Source organism: Paenibacillus sp. FSL L8-0641 (assembly GCF_038006265.1).
GTDB lineage: Bacteria > Bacillota > Bacilli > Paenibacillales > Paenibacillaceae > Paenibacillus > Paenibacillus polymyxa_D.
Genome location: NZ_JBBOUW010000001.1, coordinates 3,833,256 through 3,851,771 on the forward strand (window position 1 = coordinate 3,833,256; position 18,516 = coordinate 3,851,771).

The 18,516-nt window shown below is 45.4% G+C and carries 17 protein-coding genes; 6 read left to right on the forward strand and 11 right to left on the reverse strand.

Going from position 1 to position 18,516, the window contains the following annotated elements:
* Nucleotides 1-135 precede the first annotated feature (135 nt).
* Nucleotides 136-507, reverse strand: a complete 372-nt coding sequence (locus MKY16_RS17360; protein ID WP_029515541.1) for a hypothetical protein — start codon at nt 505-507, stop codon at nt 136-138.
* A 439-nt stretch (nt 508-946) separates the two neighbouring features.
* Here MKY16_RS17360 and MKY16_RS17365 point away from each other — a divergent pair, with 439 nt between their 5' ends.
* Nucleotides 947-1,759, forward strand: a complete 813-nt coding sequence (locus tag MKY16_RS17365) for a GNAT family N-acetyltransferase (RefSeq protein ID WP_029515543.1) — start codon at nt 947-949, stop codon at nt 1,757-1,759.
* A 101-nt stretch (nt 1,760-1,860) separates the two neighbouring features.
* Here the strand turns inward: MKY16_RS17365 and MKY16_RS17370 are convergent, their stop codons facing one another.
* From MKY16_RS17370 to MKY16_RS17385, 4 genes are all read right to left on the reverse strand, one after another.
* Entirely contained in the window at nt 1,861-3,033 is a 1,173-nt protein-coding gene (locus tag MKY16_RS17370) for an MFS transporter (protein WP_340956362.1), read from the reverse strand.
* 76 nt (nt 3,034-3,109) lie between these two features.
* A complete protein-coding gene (locus MKY16_RS17375; RefSeq protein WP_029515545.1) occupies nt 3,110-3,388 on the reverse strand; it encodes an ArsR/SmtB family transcription factor in 279 nt (92 codons plus the stop codon).
* 223 nt (nt 3,389-3,611) lie between these two features.
* Nucleotides 3,612-4,349, reverse strand: a complete 738-nt coding sequence (locus MKY16_RS17380; RefSeq protein ID WP_340956364.1) for an SDR family oxidoreductase — start codon at nt 4,347-4,349, stop codon at nt 3,612-3,614.
* A 49-nt stretch (nt 4,350-4,398) separates the two neighbouring features.
* The gene (locus MKY16_RS17385; RefSeq protein ID WP_340932842.1) at nt 4,399-4,680 is read right to left on the reverse strand and encodes an Atu4866 domain-containing protein; all 282 of its coding nucleotides are present in this window, start codon (nt 4,678-4,680) and stop codon (nt 4,399-4,401) included.
* 198 nt (nt 4,681-4,878) lie between these two features.
* Between MKY16_RS17385 and MKY16_RS17390 the strand changes: the two genes are divergently transcribed.
* Nucleotides 4,879-5,808: an AraC family transcriptional regulator gene (locus MKY16_RS17390; protein WP_340956366.1), complete on the forward strand. Its 930-nt coding sequence runs from the start codon at nt 4,879-4,881 to the stop codon at nt 5,806-5,808.
* 140 nt (nt 5,809-5,948) lie between these two features.
* Here the strand turns inward: MKY16_RS17390 and MKY16_RS17395 are convergent, their stop codons facing one another.
* Both MKY16_RS17395 and MKY16_RS17400 read right to left on the reverse strand, forming a co-directional pair.
* Nucleotides 5,949-6,599: a hypothetical protein gene (locus MKY16_RS17395; protein ID WP_340956368.1), complete on the reverse strand. Its 651-nt coding sequence runs from the start codon at nt 6,597-6,599 to the stop codon at nt 5,949-5,951.
* Between the two features lie 117 nt (nt 6,600-6,716).
* Nucleotides 6,717-7,754 carry a LacI family DNA-binding transcriptional regulator gene (locus MKY16_RS17400; protein ID WP_013311372.1) on the reverse strand — a complete coding sequence of 346 codons (1,038 nt, stop codon included), beginning with the start codon at nt 7,752-7,754 and terminating at the stop codon, nt 6,717-6,719.
* 340 nt (nt 7,755-8,094) lie between these two features.
* On the opposite strand from MKY16_RS17400, the gene MKY16_RS17405 reads away from it, so the two are divergent.
* Nucleotides 8,095-9,147 carry a 2,3-butanediol dehydrogenase gene (locus tag MKY16_RS17405; RefSeq protein WP_029515549.1) on the forward strand — a complete coding sequence of 351 codons (1,053 nt, stop codon included), beginning with the start codon at nt 8,095-8,097 and terminating at the stop codon, nt 9,145-9,147.
* Nucleotides 9,148-9,333: 186 nt separating this feature from the next.
* On the opposite strand, the gene MKY16_RS17410 is transcribed toward MKY16_RS17405, so the two are convergent.
* Nucleotides 9,334-11,328 (reverse strand): AraC family transcriptional regulator, encoded by a 1,995-nt coding sequence (locus tag MKY16_RS17410; RefSeq protein WP_340956370.1) that lies wholly within the window; start codon nt 11,326-11,328, stop codon nt 9,334-9,336.
* 179 nt (nt 11,329-11,507) lie between these two features.
* On the opposite strand from MKY16_RS17410, the gene MKY16_RS17415 reads away from it, so the two are divergent.
* From MKY16_RS17415 to MKY16_RS17425, 3 genes are all read left to right on the forward strand, one after another.
* Complete coding sequence (locus MKY16_RS17415) at nt 11,508-12,812, forward strand: VWA domain-containing protein (protein ID WP_340956374.1); 1,305 nt, start codon at nt 11,508-11,510, stop codon at nt 12,810-12,812.
* A gap of 294 nt (nt 12,813-13,106) precedes the next feature.
* Complete coding sequence (locus tag MKY16_RS17420; RefSeq protein ID WP_340956375.1) at nt 13,107-14,450, forward strand: amino acid permease; 1,344 nt, start codon at nt 13,107-13,109, stop codon at nt 14,448-14,450.
* 7 nt (nt 14,451-14,457) lie between these two features.
* Nucleotides 14,458-15,615, forward strand: a complete 1,158-nt coding sequence (locus MKY16_RS17425) for a VanZ family protein (RefSeq protein WP_340956378.1) — start codon at nt 14,458-14,460, stop codon at nt 15,613-15,615.
* A 143-nt stretch (nt 15,616-15,758) separates the two neighbouring features.
* Here MKY16_RS17425 and MKY16_RS17430 read toward each other — a convergent pair whose 3' ends face one another.
* The 3 genes from MKY16_RS17430 to gdhA form a co-directional block, all read right to left on the reverse strand.
* Nucleotides 15,759-16,412, reverse strand: a complete 654-nt coding sequence (locus MKY16_RS17430; protein ID WP_069010473.1) for a nitroreductase family protein — start codon at nt 16,410-16,412, stop codon at nt 15,759-15,761.
* A 51-nt stretch (nt 16,413-16,463) separates the two neighbouring features.
* A complete protein-coding gene (locus MKY16_RS17435) occupies nt 16,464-16,856 on the reverse strand; it encodes a MarR family winged helix-turn-helix transcriptional regulator (RefSeq protein WP_013311380.1) in 393 nt (130 codons plus the stop codon).
* 243 nt (nt 16,857-17,099) lie between these two features.
* Nucleotides 17,100-18,476, reverse strand: coding sequence for an NADP-specific glutamate dehydrogenase (gene gdhA, locus MKY16_RS17440; protein ID WP_165149692.1), 1,377 nt, complete (start codon nt 18,474-18,476; stop codon nt 17,100-17,102).
* Nucleotides 18,477-18,516: the final 40 nt, after the last annotated feature.

The following is an 18,516-nucleotide window of genomic DNA, read 5'->3' on the forward strand; positions in this document are numbered from 1 at the left end:
ATTTTCCCAAACAGTTCCTCTCATCATTCAAATATGTGGGTCGCGTGTGCAAATAGAGAGACTGTCCCAAAAGCCCGAAAGTTGCAAGCTCCTGAAACAGTCTTGTAAAATGGTTATGAAGTCGAAATAAGGCCGTTAGATGATTCGGTAGCCAGATGGAAGTCTACCGCTACTGCGGATATTACGGATTTGTTGCAACGTCAAACGTTGATTGGTAGAGATAATAGATTCCACATCATTCCCACGAATCAGATCATCCAGGTCGGCGATGCTGCGATTGCCTCTAAACACACGGAAGTTACCTCTAAACCGCGTGCCTGTAAAGAGTACCAGTGTAGCATTGCTGCTGGTAGAAAAGAAACGCAGACTTTCGATGCCGTCGAGAATGTTATCGGTATTACGAATGCCTAGGTTTCCTCTGAATACTCTCCTGGAACCCCGAAAATTTTCTTCGTTGTAAACTGTAAGACGTGGATACGTTTGAGATACATATGCTTTGTTGTCCATGTTGTAATTCCTCCTTTCAACTTATCTTATGCCTCACCATCCGATTGGCGCGGGCCTCGCAGCATCCATCTAAAAATGGTTATGTGATTGAATAGAGCGATGCAGACTTGAAAAAGGAACATATGTTCTGTATAATCTAGCTTAGCAATTTGGAAAATCCTGAACTAACGGAGATGCGGACATGGACGATAAATTTATTGAGGAACTACGTGAAATTAGCAGAAACGACAAGCGAAGATCCGAATTTCTTATTAAGGGTATGAAGGAAACACTTCAGGAAAGAAAAGAAAAAAACTTTATCGAAAGATGGATTTGGCGACAAAAAAATAAGAAGCGTATAGCGCGGAAGTTTAAATCCTAGTAGATATAACAACCGAATCTTCATAGCTTCATAGCACTTTACAAGTGCTTAGGTCACAGCTCATTAGGAGGCAGAGTCATGATTGAGCAACTAGTCCCAAACGACGATATATTAAATCAAAATCTATTTTTGGCTGATGAAGTTCGATACCATTTGATCCATCGAATTTGTGAGTCAGAAGGATCAACATGCCTCAAAACGTCCGATAAAAATATGGTCTTTGCTCAATCACCCGGACATAAGGCCTGGTTATGGATCTCACAACAAATCACAGATAATCATAAATTGACCTATATAGGAGAACTCTTACGTTATTTAAAAGGAACCACCCTATCAGGTGTATGTGGTGATGCCGAAACAGTCGAGAAGTTCGCAAATGCTTACGCACAACGTCGTCATGCTGCTCAGGTACATACCCATATGGTCATGGAATCTTATTTCTGTCCTAAATATAAAAAGCCCTCGGGCGTTGAGGGAATGATCCGACAATCCATCCCAGAGGATGTACAATTAGTTGCCCAGTTTCTAGCTGGTTTTTCAGAAGAAGCTTTAGGTAGTTTTATTGATCCGGTTAGTCAAATATCGGTTGCGGAGAAGACCATCGGGACAGGAAATTTGTATCTTTGGATTGTAAATAACATGCCTGTGTCCATGGCTAATATTGCTCACCGCTCGCCGAGACATGCTCGCATTAATGCTGTGTATACCCCGCCTAATTTACGAAAGAAAGGTTTTGCCAGCGGAATGGTATCCGAGCTATGTTCGATTTTGGAAAATGAGCATTTAGTACCCATGCTATATGCAGATTTAAAAAATTCGGTTTCCAATCAAGTTTATAAAAATATCGGCTTTAAGGAAGCCGGCAAAATCACTGATATTACGTTTGAATAAGCCCTCCTACTGCAAGAGAGCATATTATTGTTCATTCAAAATCAAAGAAGACCACAATGTCACCTTCATCACTGGGCCTCCTTTTCACTTATCTATAAGCTTTACTCCGTAACACCCAATTCCGTGTGGACTGAGGATCTTCGTGAAAGTAAATATACAGCCACAATAGCTATAACGACCCCTGCTGCTCCAAACCAGGTGATGGAAGCCAGCGAAACCTGACCAACAACTACACCACCGATCCCAGCTCCGGCCGCCATGGCAAGCTGCATCGTAGACTGATTGAGACTCAGCATCACACCGGAAGATTCAGGCACAAGAGTGACCAAGTTATATTGTTGAGTAGGTCCAGTTGTCCAGGCAGCGAACGACCAAAGGATCAATAAAGCAAATACTGCGATCAGGGAATGAGCGGCGACAGGAAGTAAAAGCAAGGAAAAGACATGCAACACCATGCCCCCGAATAATGTAAAGGAAATACCCTTTTTATCTGCGCTGTATCCACCGATTTTCGACCCGATCAGGCTGGCAATCCCGAAGGCAAGTAATACTGAGCTTAGCATATTATCCCCTACACCTGATACATTCAGCAAGTACGGTGAAATGTAAGTATACGCGAGGGAATATCCCCCTCCCCAAAAGAAGGTAATGCCTAATCCCAAAGCAACTTCAGGCTTCTTCAGAAGAGCAAACTGCTGTAGTAAGGGAATCGGTTGATCTCCTTTTAAGCGAGGGATTGTCATAGCGATAACGATCAAAGCAATAATCCCTGTCAAAGCGATGCCGAGAAATACGGTTTTCCAGCCATATGCAGAAGATATCATTCTTCCAAGCGGCACCCCGATAATCAGCGAGGCTGTAAAACCCATAGTGACCGTAGCAATAGAACTGGCCTGCTTGCCGGCTGGGGCAATTTTCGCAGCAATGCTCAGTGCTGTAACCACAACCATCCCCGCCCCGAGGGCCATAAGAATACGTGCGGCGATAAACAATCCAAAACCCGGCAGAATAAAGGAGAGGGCATTAGCTACTGCAAATAATCCGAGCGAACTCAGGAGCAGCTTGCGTCTGTCCCATTTAGCGGTTACTGCCATCAGAATCGGCGTGCCAATTGCGTAAGCAAGAGAAAAGACTGTAATCAGCTGGCCCGCTGCGGACACCGTAATCCCCATGGTTGTCGCAATCTGATCCAAAATGCCTGAGATAATGTATTGGGATGTGCCTACCAAAAAACTAACAATGGCCAAAATATACACTTTCCACGTGCTCTGCATTTTTAAATAACGCCTCTTTTCTTATCTTATATTGTTTTTATATTTTTACAAATATCGAAATTAAGACTAAAAAAAATTATGTCATCAGGAACGGGGCATATTTCTGCGCTGCTTCCACATCCAAGCTGTAATAGATAAACGTCCCCTCTTTACGGTATGTGAGCAGCCCCGACTCTGCCATTTGCTTCAGATGATGCGATAGCGTTGAAATAGCTACACTGTTCAGCTTCTCGCCCAGCACAGAGCAGCATTGGCCACTTTCCTCTTTTAGTAGAAGTGCTATCTTGAGACGAGTTGGTTCTCCAAGTGCTTTATATATTTTTACAGCTTGTTGCATTTCCGTTGTATCTTTCACCCTGTTCGGCTCCCTTCTGTTCCAGTCTTAATTTCGATGTTTGTCGAAATAAAGTTATCACAAACATTTGTAAAAGTAAACCCGTTTATTATAAAGATACAGCTTTTTTACACTCTGAGGTGTGAATGATGGTCTTTCTCATCCGATAAATAAACCCCCATCCATAAAGGATGGAGGAAAAAAATCTGAGTATAGAGGGAGAAACGTCGTGGATGCCATGGCGTTAATTCGGGCTTGCCGTGGGTCTGACAATAATTTCATTAACATCTACATCCGCTGGCTGCTCCATGGCATACAGAATGGAACGGGCTATGGCATCAGGCGAAATCGAAATACGACGGTACTCTTTCATTCCTTGCCGAGCCTCTTCGTCTGAAATACTGTCAGCAAGCTCAGATTCGGTTACTCCCGGCGATACCAACGTCACACGAATATCTCCCCCCACCTCCAAGCGCAATCCTTCAGAGATCGCCCGAACCGCATACTTCGTAGCGCAATACACCGCTGCAGTCGGGGTTACACTATACGCGCCAATAGAGGCGATATTGATAAACTGACCAAATCCTTGCTTTTTCATAATCGGAAGCCCTGCCGCAATCCCATGCAGAACGCCTCGTATATTTACATCAATCATGCGATCCCATTCCTCTACCTTCAGGGCCTCTAATTTTGAAAGAGGCATCACTCCCGCATTGTTCAAAATGACATCCACACGCCCAAATGTTTCTTCCGCGTAGTTAATGAACGCTTCCATCTGGTCCCTCTTCGTCACATCCAGTTGCTGATAATCAGCTGATCCACCTTTAGAACGAATCTCGGATGTCAGAGCCTCCAGTCGCTCTGTGCGTCTGGCCCCTAATATCACATGAGCCCCATGGCGAGCAAGTAAACGGGCAGTAGCTTCACCGATCCCACTGCTTGCCCCCGTAATAGCTACGACTTTCCCTTTAATATCCAACATGCTTATTCCTCCTCTAGTTTAAAATGTCACTGAAAAAAGATAAAATAGATTACTTTTTCTCTTCCCTGTAAAAAACCATCCCTGCATGATACAAGACATCATCTTTAAATTCGCCATCTGCCGTAAATCCGGTGTCGTCCACATACTCGATATAGTCATCTTCTACGATGATATAGCTGCCTGTGTAGGCACTTTTCCTCTGACCACGTGCTTCATCATAACGGCCATTAGGCAAGAGTTCGTGACGGATATTTCCGTCTTCAGTTACCCACATCCCTATACAGGGATGCTGCGAAGCGTGTACACTTTTTTCCGCTTTGTTACTCTCCATGACTCCCACTCCTTTGCACTTCTATTTTTTTCTCAATTGCTCATTAGGTGTTGTATCTGCATCTTATTATGAGAGGAATGTCCATCGGGCTGGTAGAAGAATCAGAGCAAATTATTGCCTAATCCTCCAAAGACCCTTAATATGTAATAAACTACTGAAAATGAAAACGGGCTACGTTGAAAGAAGGGATGTGTCAAGATGGGGGCAACCAAAATAGAGGGTTCTACCATGGAAAAACAAGCCGAATTGGCAAGGCTTATAGAACGATTTTCAAATCAGGACGGAGTTCTCACTACAGCCATACCTTCGCTTCACTTCGTCCGAAGTTCAAATACAACCGTTCCGGTACATCAAGTCCATGAACCTGCCTTATGTATTGTGGCACAAGGCAGAAAAGTCGTGATGCTCGCAGAGGAAAGCTACCATTACGGCACATCCGACTACCTTGTTGTGTCGGTGGATTTGCCGATCTCGGGGCAGGTCATCCAAGCGTCATCAGAAGCTCCTTATTTGTGCCTCCGGCTCAATTTTGATCCGCATCAGGTTTTGGACCTGATCAAGGAATCTGCTTTTCCCACAAGCCCCATGCCTGATTCCAGACGAGGCTTGTATGTAAGTCAAACCAACTCACTACTGCTGGATGCCGTGGTAAGGCTAGTGCATCTTTTGGAAAACCCGCAAGATGTTCCGGTGCTGGCTCCATTAGTCATTCGTGAGATACTGTATAGGATTTTACAGGGTAATCAGGGGGAATCCTTAAAACAACTGGTCATGACCGGCAGCCATTCCAACCGAATTGCAGAAGTCATAAAGCGGATTAAGCAGGATTATGATAAGCCGTTGCGTATTGAAGAATTGTCCAAACTAGCGAATATGAGTCCTTCGTCACTACATCGTCATTTTAAAGAGGTTACGGCTATGAGCCCCATGCAATATCAAAAACAATTACGTCTACAAGAGTCCCGCCGCCTGTTGTTATCCGAATCAGCGGATGCGGCAGATGTAGGTTTTCAGGTAGGTTACGAGAGTCCCTCACAATTCAGCCGCGAATACGCCCGCTTGTTCGGCCTGCCTCCAATTAGTGATATCAAACGCTTGCGCTCGGATCAGGATCACCAGACCACTTGAGCACGTTGTTAGATGAACATATGAAACCAATGGTCCTACTAACGCTTATCCCATCATAGATGGCAGGATGTAAAAAAACAGCACAAACAACCGCTCCTCCGGTAGAGACGCGGCTGTTCAATATTTCCTCTATACATGCATTAATACGGATTATCCAGCTTGACGAACAAAGCTCGAATGACATCCTTCTCTGCCGTAGTAAGCTTTTGTCCTGCCTGCCATTGTTGAATCTCTTTCTTGACTTCCTTGGGTTCTCTATAGCTGAGAGCATACCCGATGCTTCCTATACCTTGTGTGCGGTTGGTTTTATCCATATTTGCCAATGCTCGAGTCATCGCAGTTCTGTCTCTTGTAAACAAATCTCCCATAAGGGCAGCATAGCTTTCGCTTAAAGCTCCATCCAATCCTTCAGAAGCTCGGATCAGATTTGGAAAACTTTCCGATGGAATAAAAGCTCGCTGCCTATACAAATATTCGATCATTTCCAGGCTTTGATGTTCATTGTTTTCGTTCATCTTTCCCCATTGGATTCCTGCTAAATGGTCCGTTATATGACGTACTTTTGCTTCATCACTGAGGGAAGAATCCTTATAAAAGGACAGCACAAGCTCCTCTTTACTTTGCTGGGTATGCTGCGTATCGGCTGCAGTTTGCTTAGACTCCCCATGGTTTGCTCCGGACGGCGCCACAGTTTCAGCATCCTGTCCCACTGGCTGGGGAGTACACCCTATGGTTACAGCCAGCATTAGTGCAGTACAAGCTGCAGAAACGAACCCATTCCCTTTTAACATGAATCCACTCTCCTGTCTGAACAAACAATGGTCGTTATAATTGCCCAAAATCCACTCCTATCTTGCTACGCCTGCAACCGTTCATCCATCTAACAAAGGAAGATTCCATCTAGACTTCTACGCGTCACGCCCAACCGTAGGCTTACGGATCACAGAGACGCTGGATTCCCTCACGATCAGACGAGGCTCGAATTGCACACGCTCATAATCCCCAGGTGTCTGTTCCTGAATCCGCTTGAGCAGCAGCTCCGCAGCCAACCGCGCCACTTCTTCCCCCATGATGGAAACTGAGCTGATCTGAGGAGTCGTTACCATAGCCCACAGATTGTTATCAATACCGACTACAGCAACCTCATCCGGCACTTTTACGCCCAAATCCTTAAATCGATTGACGATCCCTATCGCCACCATATCATTAACCGCATAAATAGCATCCGGCATATGTTTCAAGCTGTAAAAATAATCGGCAGCACGCAGCCCTGTCTCAAAAGAGAAATCATCGCCAAAATAAACGAGTGAAGGGTCCACATGCTGGAGAGACTGCTCATAAGCAAAGTATCTTTCCTCGATTTTGTCCTTCGCAGCACCTGCATAGGCAATTCTTGTTCTGCCGATTTTAAGCAAATGCTCCATCACGAGTCTTCCCTCTTGCCGGGCCAGACTGACGATATCCGCTTTGACATCTTCGCCCAGCTTCTTGCCATAGTTAATAATGGACACGGGAACGCTAGCTTTGTTAATCAGATCTACCAACATTTTCGGATACGCCAGCGGCATAATGATGAGCCCGTCGACATGCAGCTTCTTGACCTCACGAACGGTTTCAAGCTCCATTCTGGCATTCCCGGCGGTATTAATTTGCACGACACGGTAACCATGCTGCTTGGCGGCCTGCTCTACGGACCATGCAATTTCTGGAATAATCGCGTTACGAATGTCCGGCACGGCCAGCGCGATTTGTCGTGTCTGACGCACTTTCAAGCTTTGAGCCGAGGTGTTGGGCGTAAACCCCATCTCTTCAATCACTTGCAAAATCAAGGCTTTCGTTCTCGGGCTGATGCCCTCACTATCGTTAATAGCTCTGGAGACAGTCGCAATACCGACTCCTGCCCGCTTGGCTACATCCTCTATGGTTACTTTCTTTTGATCTGTCACGCCCAAAATCCTTTCAAGAACGGAATCGTTTTCTGACTTTCTAAAATAAAGTCTTAATACTGATATTATAGCACAGAATGAGTGTCTAAAAATTGAAGTCGTTTTCTTCTTGTCTTTGCTTCAACTGAAAAATCCACAAAATCTCTTTGTATAAAAGTAACGAGCCAAATATAGCACTGCAGTCACAAGTGATTATATTCACAAAAAAATCAAGTGCTTTTTGTATGAATTTGGTTTGACAATGTGTAAAATTTGTGACATATTATTTTTCGGAAACGTTTCCTAATTCATTCACTTTTATAGAGGCAATGATCATATATTCTTCAAGGAGATGACAAACATGCAAGCATTGAGATGGCATGGAGTAAAAGACTTACGATTGGAAAACATTGAGCAGCCCGCCGCTCTGGCAGGAAAAGTAAAAATCAAAGTAGAATGGTGTGGCATTTGCGGAAGTGATCTTCACGAATATGTAGCAGGACCAATCTTTATTCCCCAAGATGCTCAGCATCCATTGACTGGCGAAAAAGCACCGATCGTAATGGGACATGAATTCTCTGGACAAGTCGTCGAAATCGGCGAAGGTGTAACCAAGATTCAGGTTGGCGACCGTGTCGTTGTAGAACCGGTTTTTGCATGTGGAGAATGTGATGCATGTAAACAAGGCAAATATAATCTTTGCGATAAAATGGGCTTCCTCGGTCTGGCAGGCGGCGGCGGTGGATTTTCTGAATATGTCGCAGCTGACGAGCACATGGTTCACAAAATTCCAGAAAGCGTATCTTTTGAGCAAGGCGCATTGGTAGAGCCTTCGGCCGTTGCTTTGTATGCTGTTCGTCAAAGCCAACTGAAAGTCGGCGATAAAGCTGTAGTATTTGGCGCTGGTCCTATCGGATTGCTGGTTATTGAAGCGTTGAAAGCTTCGGGCGCATCTGAGATTTATGCAGTAGAGCTTTCTGAGGAGCGTAAAGCTAAAGCTGAAGAGTTGGGTGCTATTGTGCTTGATCCTAAGACTTATGATGTGGTGCAAGAGCTGCACAAACGGACCAACGGTGGCGTAGATGTAGCCTATGAAGTCACTGGAGTACCTCCTGTGCTGACTCAAGCTATTGAATCTACTAAAATCAGCGGACAAATCATGATCGTCAGCATTTTTGAAAAAGAAGCTCCGATTAAACCGAACAATATTGTCATGAAGGAACGCAATCTGACGGGTATTATCGGCTACCGTGATGTATTCCCGGCTGTTATCAGCCTGATGGAAAAAGGATATTTCCCAGCCGACAAGCTGGTTACCAAACGTATTAAGCTTGAAGAAGTGATTGAGCAAGGTTTTGAAGGTCTCCTGAAAGAGAAAAATCAGGTTAAAATCCTGGTATCTCCGCAAGCCTAATTTAGAAAATAAACCAGATGTCTGCTCTATGCAGACATCTTTTATTATAAAACCGGATTGCACGGCAAGAGTCCATACGGAATTAAAAAGACAAAACAGCGCTCTCCTACTGTGGCCTCTGCCGTTAAGTGAGAATAGCGCTGTTTTATTGTAATCTAGTTTATTAAGTTACATTACTTAATTACATTACTTAATTACATTTTTCAGAACATCGTCAATCATTTGACTGTTTGCGATTGTACCTGTATACAACCAGCTGGAATCCTTGCCAAAATCGTATACATGGCCTTCTTTAACGGCTGGAATTCCCGCCCATACAGGATCTTTTACAATATCTTCTTTACTTACGTTTTTGCTGTTCACGATAAAGACATAATCCGCATCCAGCTCGGCCAGCTTCTCCAGCGATAAATTACTCCAGTTCGCCTTAGCCGTTTTGGAAATCTCCTGTACGACTTGTGGAATCTTGAATCCCAAATCCTTATACAATACATCACCGCTGGATAGATTCTGGTTTACGACATACACGTTTTTATCCGTTACCCATAATGCCGCCGCAGTTTTTTGTCCCACCGTCTGACTCAGCTTGGCTTTAGCCTCTGCTGCTTTTTTGTCGTAGTTGCTCAATGCCTGCTTCGCTTCATTGCTCTTATTCAGCACCTCACCCACGGTCAGCAGTTCTTGACGCCAATCATTGTTCATATTACTGCCTACCACGTAGGTTGGAGCAATTTTAGAGTATTGATTATATTTGTCGCCTTCCACCATGCTCGCACTGTCCATAATGATTAAATCAGGCTTGAAGTTCAGAACCGCCTCAAACGGAAGATCTGAAGCGATGGTAGGAACATCCTTCAGTTCTTTTTGCAAGTAAGCTTGAACTGAATTTTTACCCACCGACCATTGGGCTACCGGTTTAACACCTAACGCCACCAGATGATCCTCCAGATAAGAAGCGATCACACGTTGAGGCTGAGCCGGAATCTTCACCTCATGCCCGAGTGCATCCTTCAGCACCCTTTCCTGTGATGTTGGTTCCGCTGATGTATTATTGTTCCCTTGCGAAGCACCATCGGTTGCCGTAGGACTGGATGTGTCTGAGCACGCGCTGAGCAGCAGGGTAAAACTAAGCAATAAAATAAATGCCATGGAATGCTTTGCGTTTCTATTCATTCGTAAAATCCCTTCATCATAATTTTGATAATGATTATTATCCTCAATACCAGTATGCAGGGCGCCACTTATCGAATCAATGGAACATTCGGACATGCTCAATGGATTATCTAGACGTGTATCTCCCATAAAAGCAGATGAATATAGGCTGTCCCGATAGTGAACCGGGGATACGCCAGTATATTTTTTGAATGCTCGGCTAAAGAAATAGACATCCGGGTACCCCACACTGACAGCAATATCCTGTAAAGTGGCATCCGTCTTCCGCAAAAGCTCCTTCGCCTTGTCCATTCGCAGTTGAATCAAGTACGTAATCGGGCTACAGTCTGTTTGTTTTTTAAATAACCGGGTCAGGTGCCGCGGACTACATTCCAATAATCCGGCCAAACGTTCCAGCGTAATGGACTCCGCGTAACAATCCTGCATAAATCGAATGGCCTGTGTCACGATACCCCGCGCAGAAGTTCGAGCCTTCGGTTCCTGCAATTGCCTCATACATTCATATGCAAAATCATAGAACCGACCCTGAGCCTGAATCTTGGATAGCGCCTCTTGATCCTGCCATGCGTACTTCAGTAGTTGAAGCTTTTGATACAGTATAACCGGATAAGGCGGTACAAAACCATGAGCTATCGAAGGATGATTATACACCGTATGTCCTGATAGTGAAGTCGCTTTATATAGTACAAGGATATATTCAATTCCACATTGCGAGGGTTTCATATTCAGTTCAAAGCCTTTGCTGCCATGCAGTACGTACCCTGAATGTGGCGTATCCTTCCAATCACCATCCAAACGCACGCTACCCTGCAATACAAATACAAAAGCCTGCGCTGGAAGACGATACGGTTGAAGCAACTCTTCTGGCTCCAGTCGAATATGCCGGACATCCATGACACGGATCGACGAGTGGAGCCATAAGGACAGCAGCTCGTTCAGCTCGTCAGCCTCATGCTCCTTACTCGTCCCGGTGTGGGAACCTGTCTGCTTTTTCCGGTCCTGCTTCACTTGTCAAGGCCTCCGCTTCATAAATATCATACTTTGTATCCAAACCAACCTCATTATATATCATCTTTTACTGCGTCTACCATGAGACAAATATTCCTGCACGAAACAAAGTGAATATACCATTTCCATGGTACAATTTGTATAATACAAGATTTAAAATACATAGGGGGTTTGACAGCATGAGCGGTCCCAACGTTGCATTGAGTACAGGAGCTAATGCACCATTCAGTAAGGAAGATACAGTGCGGGTCACCATTACATGGAAGCATGCACCTGCCGAACTGGATGTTAGCTGTTTTATGGTAGGAGCAGACGGAAAGGTTTCCTCAGATGACTATTTCGTTTTTTACAATCAACCCGCTGACCCGCACGGCCATGTACGGTTACAGCGTCCAAATGACAGAACCACTGAGTTTACTGTAGCGCTCCAGGAACTGGAACGAACCGGGGTGGAAAAATGTGTGTTTGCGGCCACACTGGACGGCCCAGGTACTTTTGCCGATGTGGTCGGCTGCTCAGTTACTGCTCAAGGCAAGCAATCCCATATCACCTACAGAATCACCGAAGCCACCAGTGAGACATCGCTTGTGCTGGCAGAAGTGTATCGTCATACGTCTGGCTTCAAGCTTCGCGCAGTTGGGCGTGGTTTCAACGGAGGACTAAAGCCGCTTGCCGAAGCTCATGGTGTGACCGTGGAGGAAACGGAATCGCCAGTGGATACCGTTCAGATGAACATCCCTACATCGGCGATCTTAAGCGCGGTAGGTGCTAAAGCTGGCGGAAAAGAGACTGCCCCCATTAACGCAAGAATTAATCTGCACAAGCAGAATGTACAATTTTCACTGAAAAAGAAAAAAATAGACCGTGAAAAAGCACGTGTAGCGGTTGTATTCGATGCTTCTATTTCTATGTTCAAATTGTACACGGGTGGGACTGTGCAAAAAGCCTGCGAACGTGTGTTGGCTGTAGCCGCCTGTATGGATGACGATGGTGAAATGGATGTATGGTTTTTTGCGGACAAAGCCAAACGTGCTCCAAGCGTCACAGAGAGGAATTTCGAGAATTACATTCATAGGAATTATGCTGAGCCTAGTGAAGATAGTGAGCTGGGGTGGGGCAATAACGAGCCAGAAGTCATGAAGGATATCATACTTAAATACACAAAAGAAGATCCCAACGACATGATCCCGACCTACATTATCTTTTTTAGTGATGGAGGTATTTATGAACAAAAAAAAATAGAACAGCTGCTGATTAAAAGCTCAAGCACTCCGATTTTCTGGCAATTTGTAGGTCTTGGTAAAGCCGATTACGGAATTCTTCGAAAGTTGGATAAGATGCGCGGCCGCGTAGTAGATAATGCAGATTTCTTTGCCTTGGATGACATTGACTCCGTGACAGATGCAGAATTGTACGACCGTCTGCTGAATGAGTTTCCTAGTTGGCTCAAGCAAGTACAGGCTAAAGGAATATTGCGGAGCTAGTTCCCGCCGTAACGCCAATACTGCACCAGATTAACGCCCTCATGCCCCCTGCGTGATCACTTAAATATCACCAAGTAGAGCAATAAGAGGCACAATGATCGCTGATAAAGCAATCCTCAGCGCCAGCATTCTGCCTCTGTTATCTTCAGTTTGTCCTCTATCGATTTCAATCTCCCTACCATATCCTATTTCTTTCATTTCCTAATTGGATATTTTCATGTAGTATAAGTCTAATTGAAGTAACCCTGTTTGGGCTATGCTGAAGCTATACACTATATGAAGGAGGATTTCATATTGAAATCAAATGAAGCAACTTTGCACAAAAAGCTGCTCCCACGGCATATTACCTTTATGGCTATGGGTGGAGTCATCGGAACGGGTATTTTTAAAGGAAGCACCGAAACGATTAGCTTGGCGGGACCAGGTGTTATTCTATCCTATGTCTTCGCTGGACTCCTGCTCTTGGTCGTTATGGGCGCAATTGCCGAGATGGCTACCGTCTATCCCAACATGAATATGAAGGATTTTATTCGCAAAGCTTTTGGAGAACGATTGTCCTTTATTATCGGCTGGTTGTATTGCTTCATGTGGCTGGCCGTCTGTATCATTGAGGTCATTGCTGCGGGAAGTTTCCTGCAATATTGGTTGCCAGATGTCCCTCTATGGGTACTCAGTTTAGTGAGTGCGGCTTTCATTATTGTCGTCAACATGCTGAGTGTCGGCGGTTTAGGAGAACTGGAATTTTGGCTTGCGGGTATTAAGATAGCCATGATTATTATCTTCATCGCCTTGGGTGGCTGTATACTGTTCGGGATTATTCACACGGAAACTCCACCTTATCTAAGCAACTATGTGCAGCACGGCGGATTTCTACCCAATGGCTGGTTGGCTATCTTTTCAGCGCTGCTGGTCGTTACCTTTTCATACGGAGGGTCCGAGCTGATTGGACTGACGTTGACGGAGACAGAAAACCCGGAAAAGGTGCTGCCTAAAGTGGTTAAAAGCTTCATTCTTCGCGTTGTTCTGTTCTACACGTTGCCCATTCTCATTATTTGTGGCTTGATTCCCTGGAACCAACTGGATACGAATACCAGTCCGTTTGTACAGGTATTGTCTTCTGTAGGGCTTCAAGGCTCGGCTCATGTCATGAACTTTATTCTGATCACTGCTGTACTGTCTGCCGCCAATTCGGGGATTTACGGGGCTACACGTATGCTGCATTCGTTGGCGGTCAATGGAGAAGGTCCTAAATCACTCGCTCGCGTATCTTCTAATGGGGTTCCAGTGAATAGTCTCAAATTCTGCGCTGTAGTCCTGATTGTCGGTTCCATGGTTGCTTATATCGCTCAGGACGGGCTGTTCCGTATTTTGATGGCTGTACCTGGCTTTGTCGTGCTGCTCGTCTGGAGCTGCATTTGTCTGTCCCAATTGAAATTGCGCAAATCTTATCCCGTGGAGCCTACTTTCAAGATATGGGGATTCCCTTATGTAACGGCAGTTACAGTAGGATGTCTATGGGTCATTGCGTTCCTGTTCTTGCTTGACCCGCAAAATCGCATCAGCATTAGCGTGTGCGTGGCGTTCATGGCATTTCTGATCATCTGGTCGTTAGTGAAGTTCCGGAGAAAGCAGGCGTAAGCAGCACATGATTCAATCGTACCTGTTTCCTGTTTCATATGCCTTTCTTGCGTTTCCTTTTGCTGCGTTATTGTTCACACTGCCATTCCTAATCGTGCAATATCGCAGGTATGGCTATATTCACAAGGCTAGAGCATGGCTGCTTTACTTGATGCTTTTATACTTGATGAACGCCTTTTTTCTGGTCATATTACCGCTTCCGGCATCGCGTCATAATGCTGCATTAACCGGGGGAGCGTTGCAGTTGATACCCTTACAGTTCGTTCAAGACATTATAAGAGAAACATCCGTCTCACCCGCCCATCTCTCCAGCTATGTTCATTTGCTGAAGGAGCGTGCTTTTCTGCAAGTCGTTTTTAACGTTGTGATGACTGTGCCTTTCGGTATGTTCTTACGTTATTATTTCCGTGCACGATGGGGATGGTGTCTGATTTTGTCCTTTATCCTCTCCCTCTTCTTTGAAGTGACACAGTTGACAGGACTGTATGGATTTTTTGACCATGCGTATCGTGTGTTCGATGTGGACGATCTGCTGGCTAACACATTGGGCGGTATGATGGGCTTTCTGCTCGGCGAATGGTTCTCACGCTTCCTTCCCCGTTTGGAACATCTGGACAAGCACTTGGACATTACGACCAAACGGGTGTCCTATACGAGACGAGGAGTAGCCTATTTAGTGGATTCTATCCTTTGGGCAGGGTTGCTCAGCATTATGGAGTCCATGCATGTATCTGCTGCTTTCTGGGTTTCCAGTGGAATTTACTTTATGGTGGTTCCTTACCTGACAAATGGACGAACTCCGGGGAAGTGGCTGGTACGCATTCATCTGATAGGGAGAGGAAAAAGAGTTGCCCTGTGGGAGCTCATTAAGCGCTACAGTCTCTTGTATTGGTTGTATTTTGGACTTAATTACGTACTAGGTGGATCTGTACTGGGATCTCATCTGTCTCCTTGGATAAATGTTATGATCAGCCTTGTGCTGTTGGTGATGAACGGATGGTTCTTTTTCCATCTAGTCATACGCCTATTCAAGAAAGCACCGTTATTTTATGAGGAGCTTAGTCATACTTCGCACCAGATTATATGGCCCAAGCGCTACCATCCTACTCAGAATGACCCCGCTGACCCAACACAGACGTCGGGAGCGAATATAGTACAAAAATAACCAGAGGATCGACACGTCATCAAGCCCCGGATCTGCATTGCATCCTGGCGAATAAAAAAACAGGCGAAGCAAAGGGATGTGCCTTTGCTCCGCCTGTTTTTATTTTGCGTATATTTTTATGTTGCATATAGATATAACTTAACTTATTTCCACTGTGCAATTTGATCAATAGGTAAACGTGTGGAAGGATGACCATCGTTGATTCCTTTACCCATGGAAATGAGCATAACAGGGACATAACGATCTTTGTCCAGACCAAAGGCTTCAGCAATTTGATCCTTCTCATAACCGCCGATAGCGTTGGTGTCGTATCCATGAGCGCGCGCCACCAGCATAAGCTGCATGGATACCAAACCACCGTCGATCAAGACCGTTTCTTTGTTCACAACGGGATCAAGCGCTGCAAAGTGAGCTGCTACTTTTTCCTGTTGCATTTCTTTAATGTCTTTTGGCATATAGCCCAGTTCTACAGCTTCTCCGAAAATTTGTTCGAAATTATCAAAGTTGTTCAAATCTCCAAACACAGCGATCACTGCCGAAGATGTTTCTACTTGACGTTGGTTGAAACGGGCCAATGGTGCCAGTGTGGCTTTACCTTCAGGGCTGTCAATAACGAGGAAACGCCAAGGTTGCAGGTTAATGGAAGATGGTGCGCGTGTAGCTTCTGTCAAAATCTCAGTCATTTCCTCACGGCTGATCTTCACGGACGGATCGTATACTTTTACCGAACGGCGTCCCAGGGCGATTTCTTTAAAATCATTCGTTTTTACAGTACTGGATGTATTCGTATTATTCATTCCAATCTCTCCTTATCCCTCTGTGGGTATAGTAATGTTAAAAAAATGTTGTCAGTCCATATCGGATATATGACTATTCATCACTTGCAGCATATCAGCTAGCTGGTGCCGCTGGGTCTCGTCGAAGCTCTGTAGCAGCTGAGCTACAAACTGTGAACGCTCCTGCTTAAAGATGACAATGCGTGCACGCCCATAATCGGTCAGGCTTACCAAGGTAACCCTGTTGTCCTCTGGCTTCGTGCGTCGTGTGACCATTTCTGTTGCTTCCAGTTGTTTCAAATGGCGCGTTACGGCTGCAGCATCAATGCCAACCTCTTTTTGCAGCAGAGTTTGACTAATCTCCTGCACTTGATACAACTTGCACAATAGCTGCAATCTGGATGCACTGACTCCTGCACAACGCTCAAACTTGGAGCTAATCTGCTTGTTCAGCAACAATAGCATGTCAAAAATATACTCAGGCTCGGATGGTGTCTGGGTGATATCAATCTCTCCTCCCTTAAGCATATCGCTGGGCTTCATGATCCGACCTTTGATCTATCAATTATTGATCTATCAAGTAATATACATCCTCTTTAAAGATAAATCAAGTCCCTGAGAAAAATAAAGTGCTCTTTGCAAATAAAAGCTGAGCGACTCGCACAAGAGCCGCTCAGCTTCAATTCAACTTTATTATGTTCCGTTGTGCTAAATAATCCCGTGGGACAGCATTGCGTCGGCCACACGCACAAATCCTGCGATATTGGCTCCGACAACCAGATTGCCCGGCACGCCGTATTCCTCAGCCGCCTTCACACTGTTAGCATAGATATTTTTCATAATATCATGCAGCTTGGCATCCACTTCCTCAAAGGTCCATGACAGACGCATGCTGTTCTGCGACATTTCGAGCGCCGAGACCGCTACTCCGCCTGCATTGGCAGCTTTGGCTGGCCCAAACAGAACTCCATTGTCCAAAAACACTTCAATGGCCTGTAGCGACGATGGCATATTGGCACCTTCGCCTATAGCTTTTACGCCATTGCTTACCAGCAGCTGAGCTGCTTGCTCGTCAATTTCATTCTGTGTGGCGCATGGCAGTGCGATGTCGCATGGGATCGACCAGATCCCCGAACAGCCTTCTGTATAGATTGCGCCTGGACGCTCTTGCGTATACTCGCTAATCCGCAGACGGTTCACTTCTTTCAGCTGCTTCACCAGCTGCAGATCGATACCGTCTGGATCATAGATGTAGCCATTCGAGTCACTACATGCCACGACTGTAGCGCCAAGCTGCTGTGCTTTTTCAATCGCATAGATGGATACATTCCCCGAGCCAGACACGACGACGCGTTTTCCTTCAAAGGATGATCCCTGCGCCTGCAGCATCTCGTTTACAAAATACACACAACCGTAACCGGTCGCTTCCGTACGTGTGAGACTGCCTCCGTAATGAATCCCTTTGCCCGTCAGGACACCGCCTTCATGTCCTCCGCGAATCCGTTTGTATTGTCCGAACATGTAACCGATCTCGCGGCCACCTACGCCAATATCCCCTGCCGGAACGTCGGCATCCGGACCAATATATTTATACAACTCCGTCATGAAGCTTTGTGTAAAACGCATCACTTCGTTATCTGATTTCCCTTTGGGATCAAAATCTGAGCCGCCTTTACCACCACCAATGGGAAGACCCGTCAATGCATTTTTGAAAATCTGCTCAAAACCCAAAAACTTGACGATTCCCAGATAGACAGACGGATGGAAGCGAAGTCCACCTTTATAAGGCCCTATCGCACTGTTAAACTGCACACGGAAGCCACGGTTGACCTGTACAACCCCCGCATCATCCACCCAAGGTACACGGAAGGTAATGACTCGCTCCGGCTCCACTAGCCGTTCCAGAAGCCCCTGCTGCATATACTTAGGATGCTTAGCCAATACCGGAATTAGTGAATCCAATATTTCCTTGACGGCCTGATGGAATTCATTCTCATGAGGATTGCGCGCGATAACCTTCTCAAAAACGGACTGCACATATTCGGCTGCTGCTTGTTGACTCTGCTCTGGACGGATCATGGTCATTACTTAATACACCCCTTTTATAATTAGCCCCTCTGTTAAA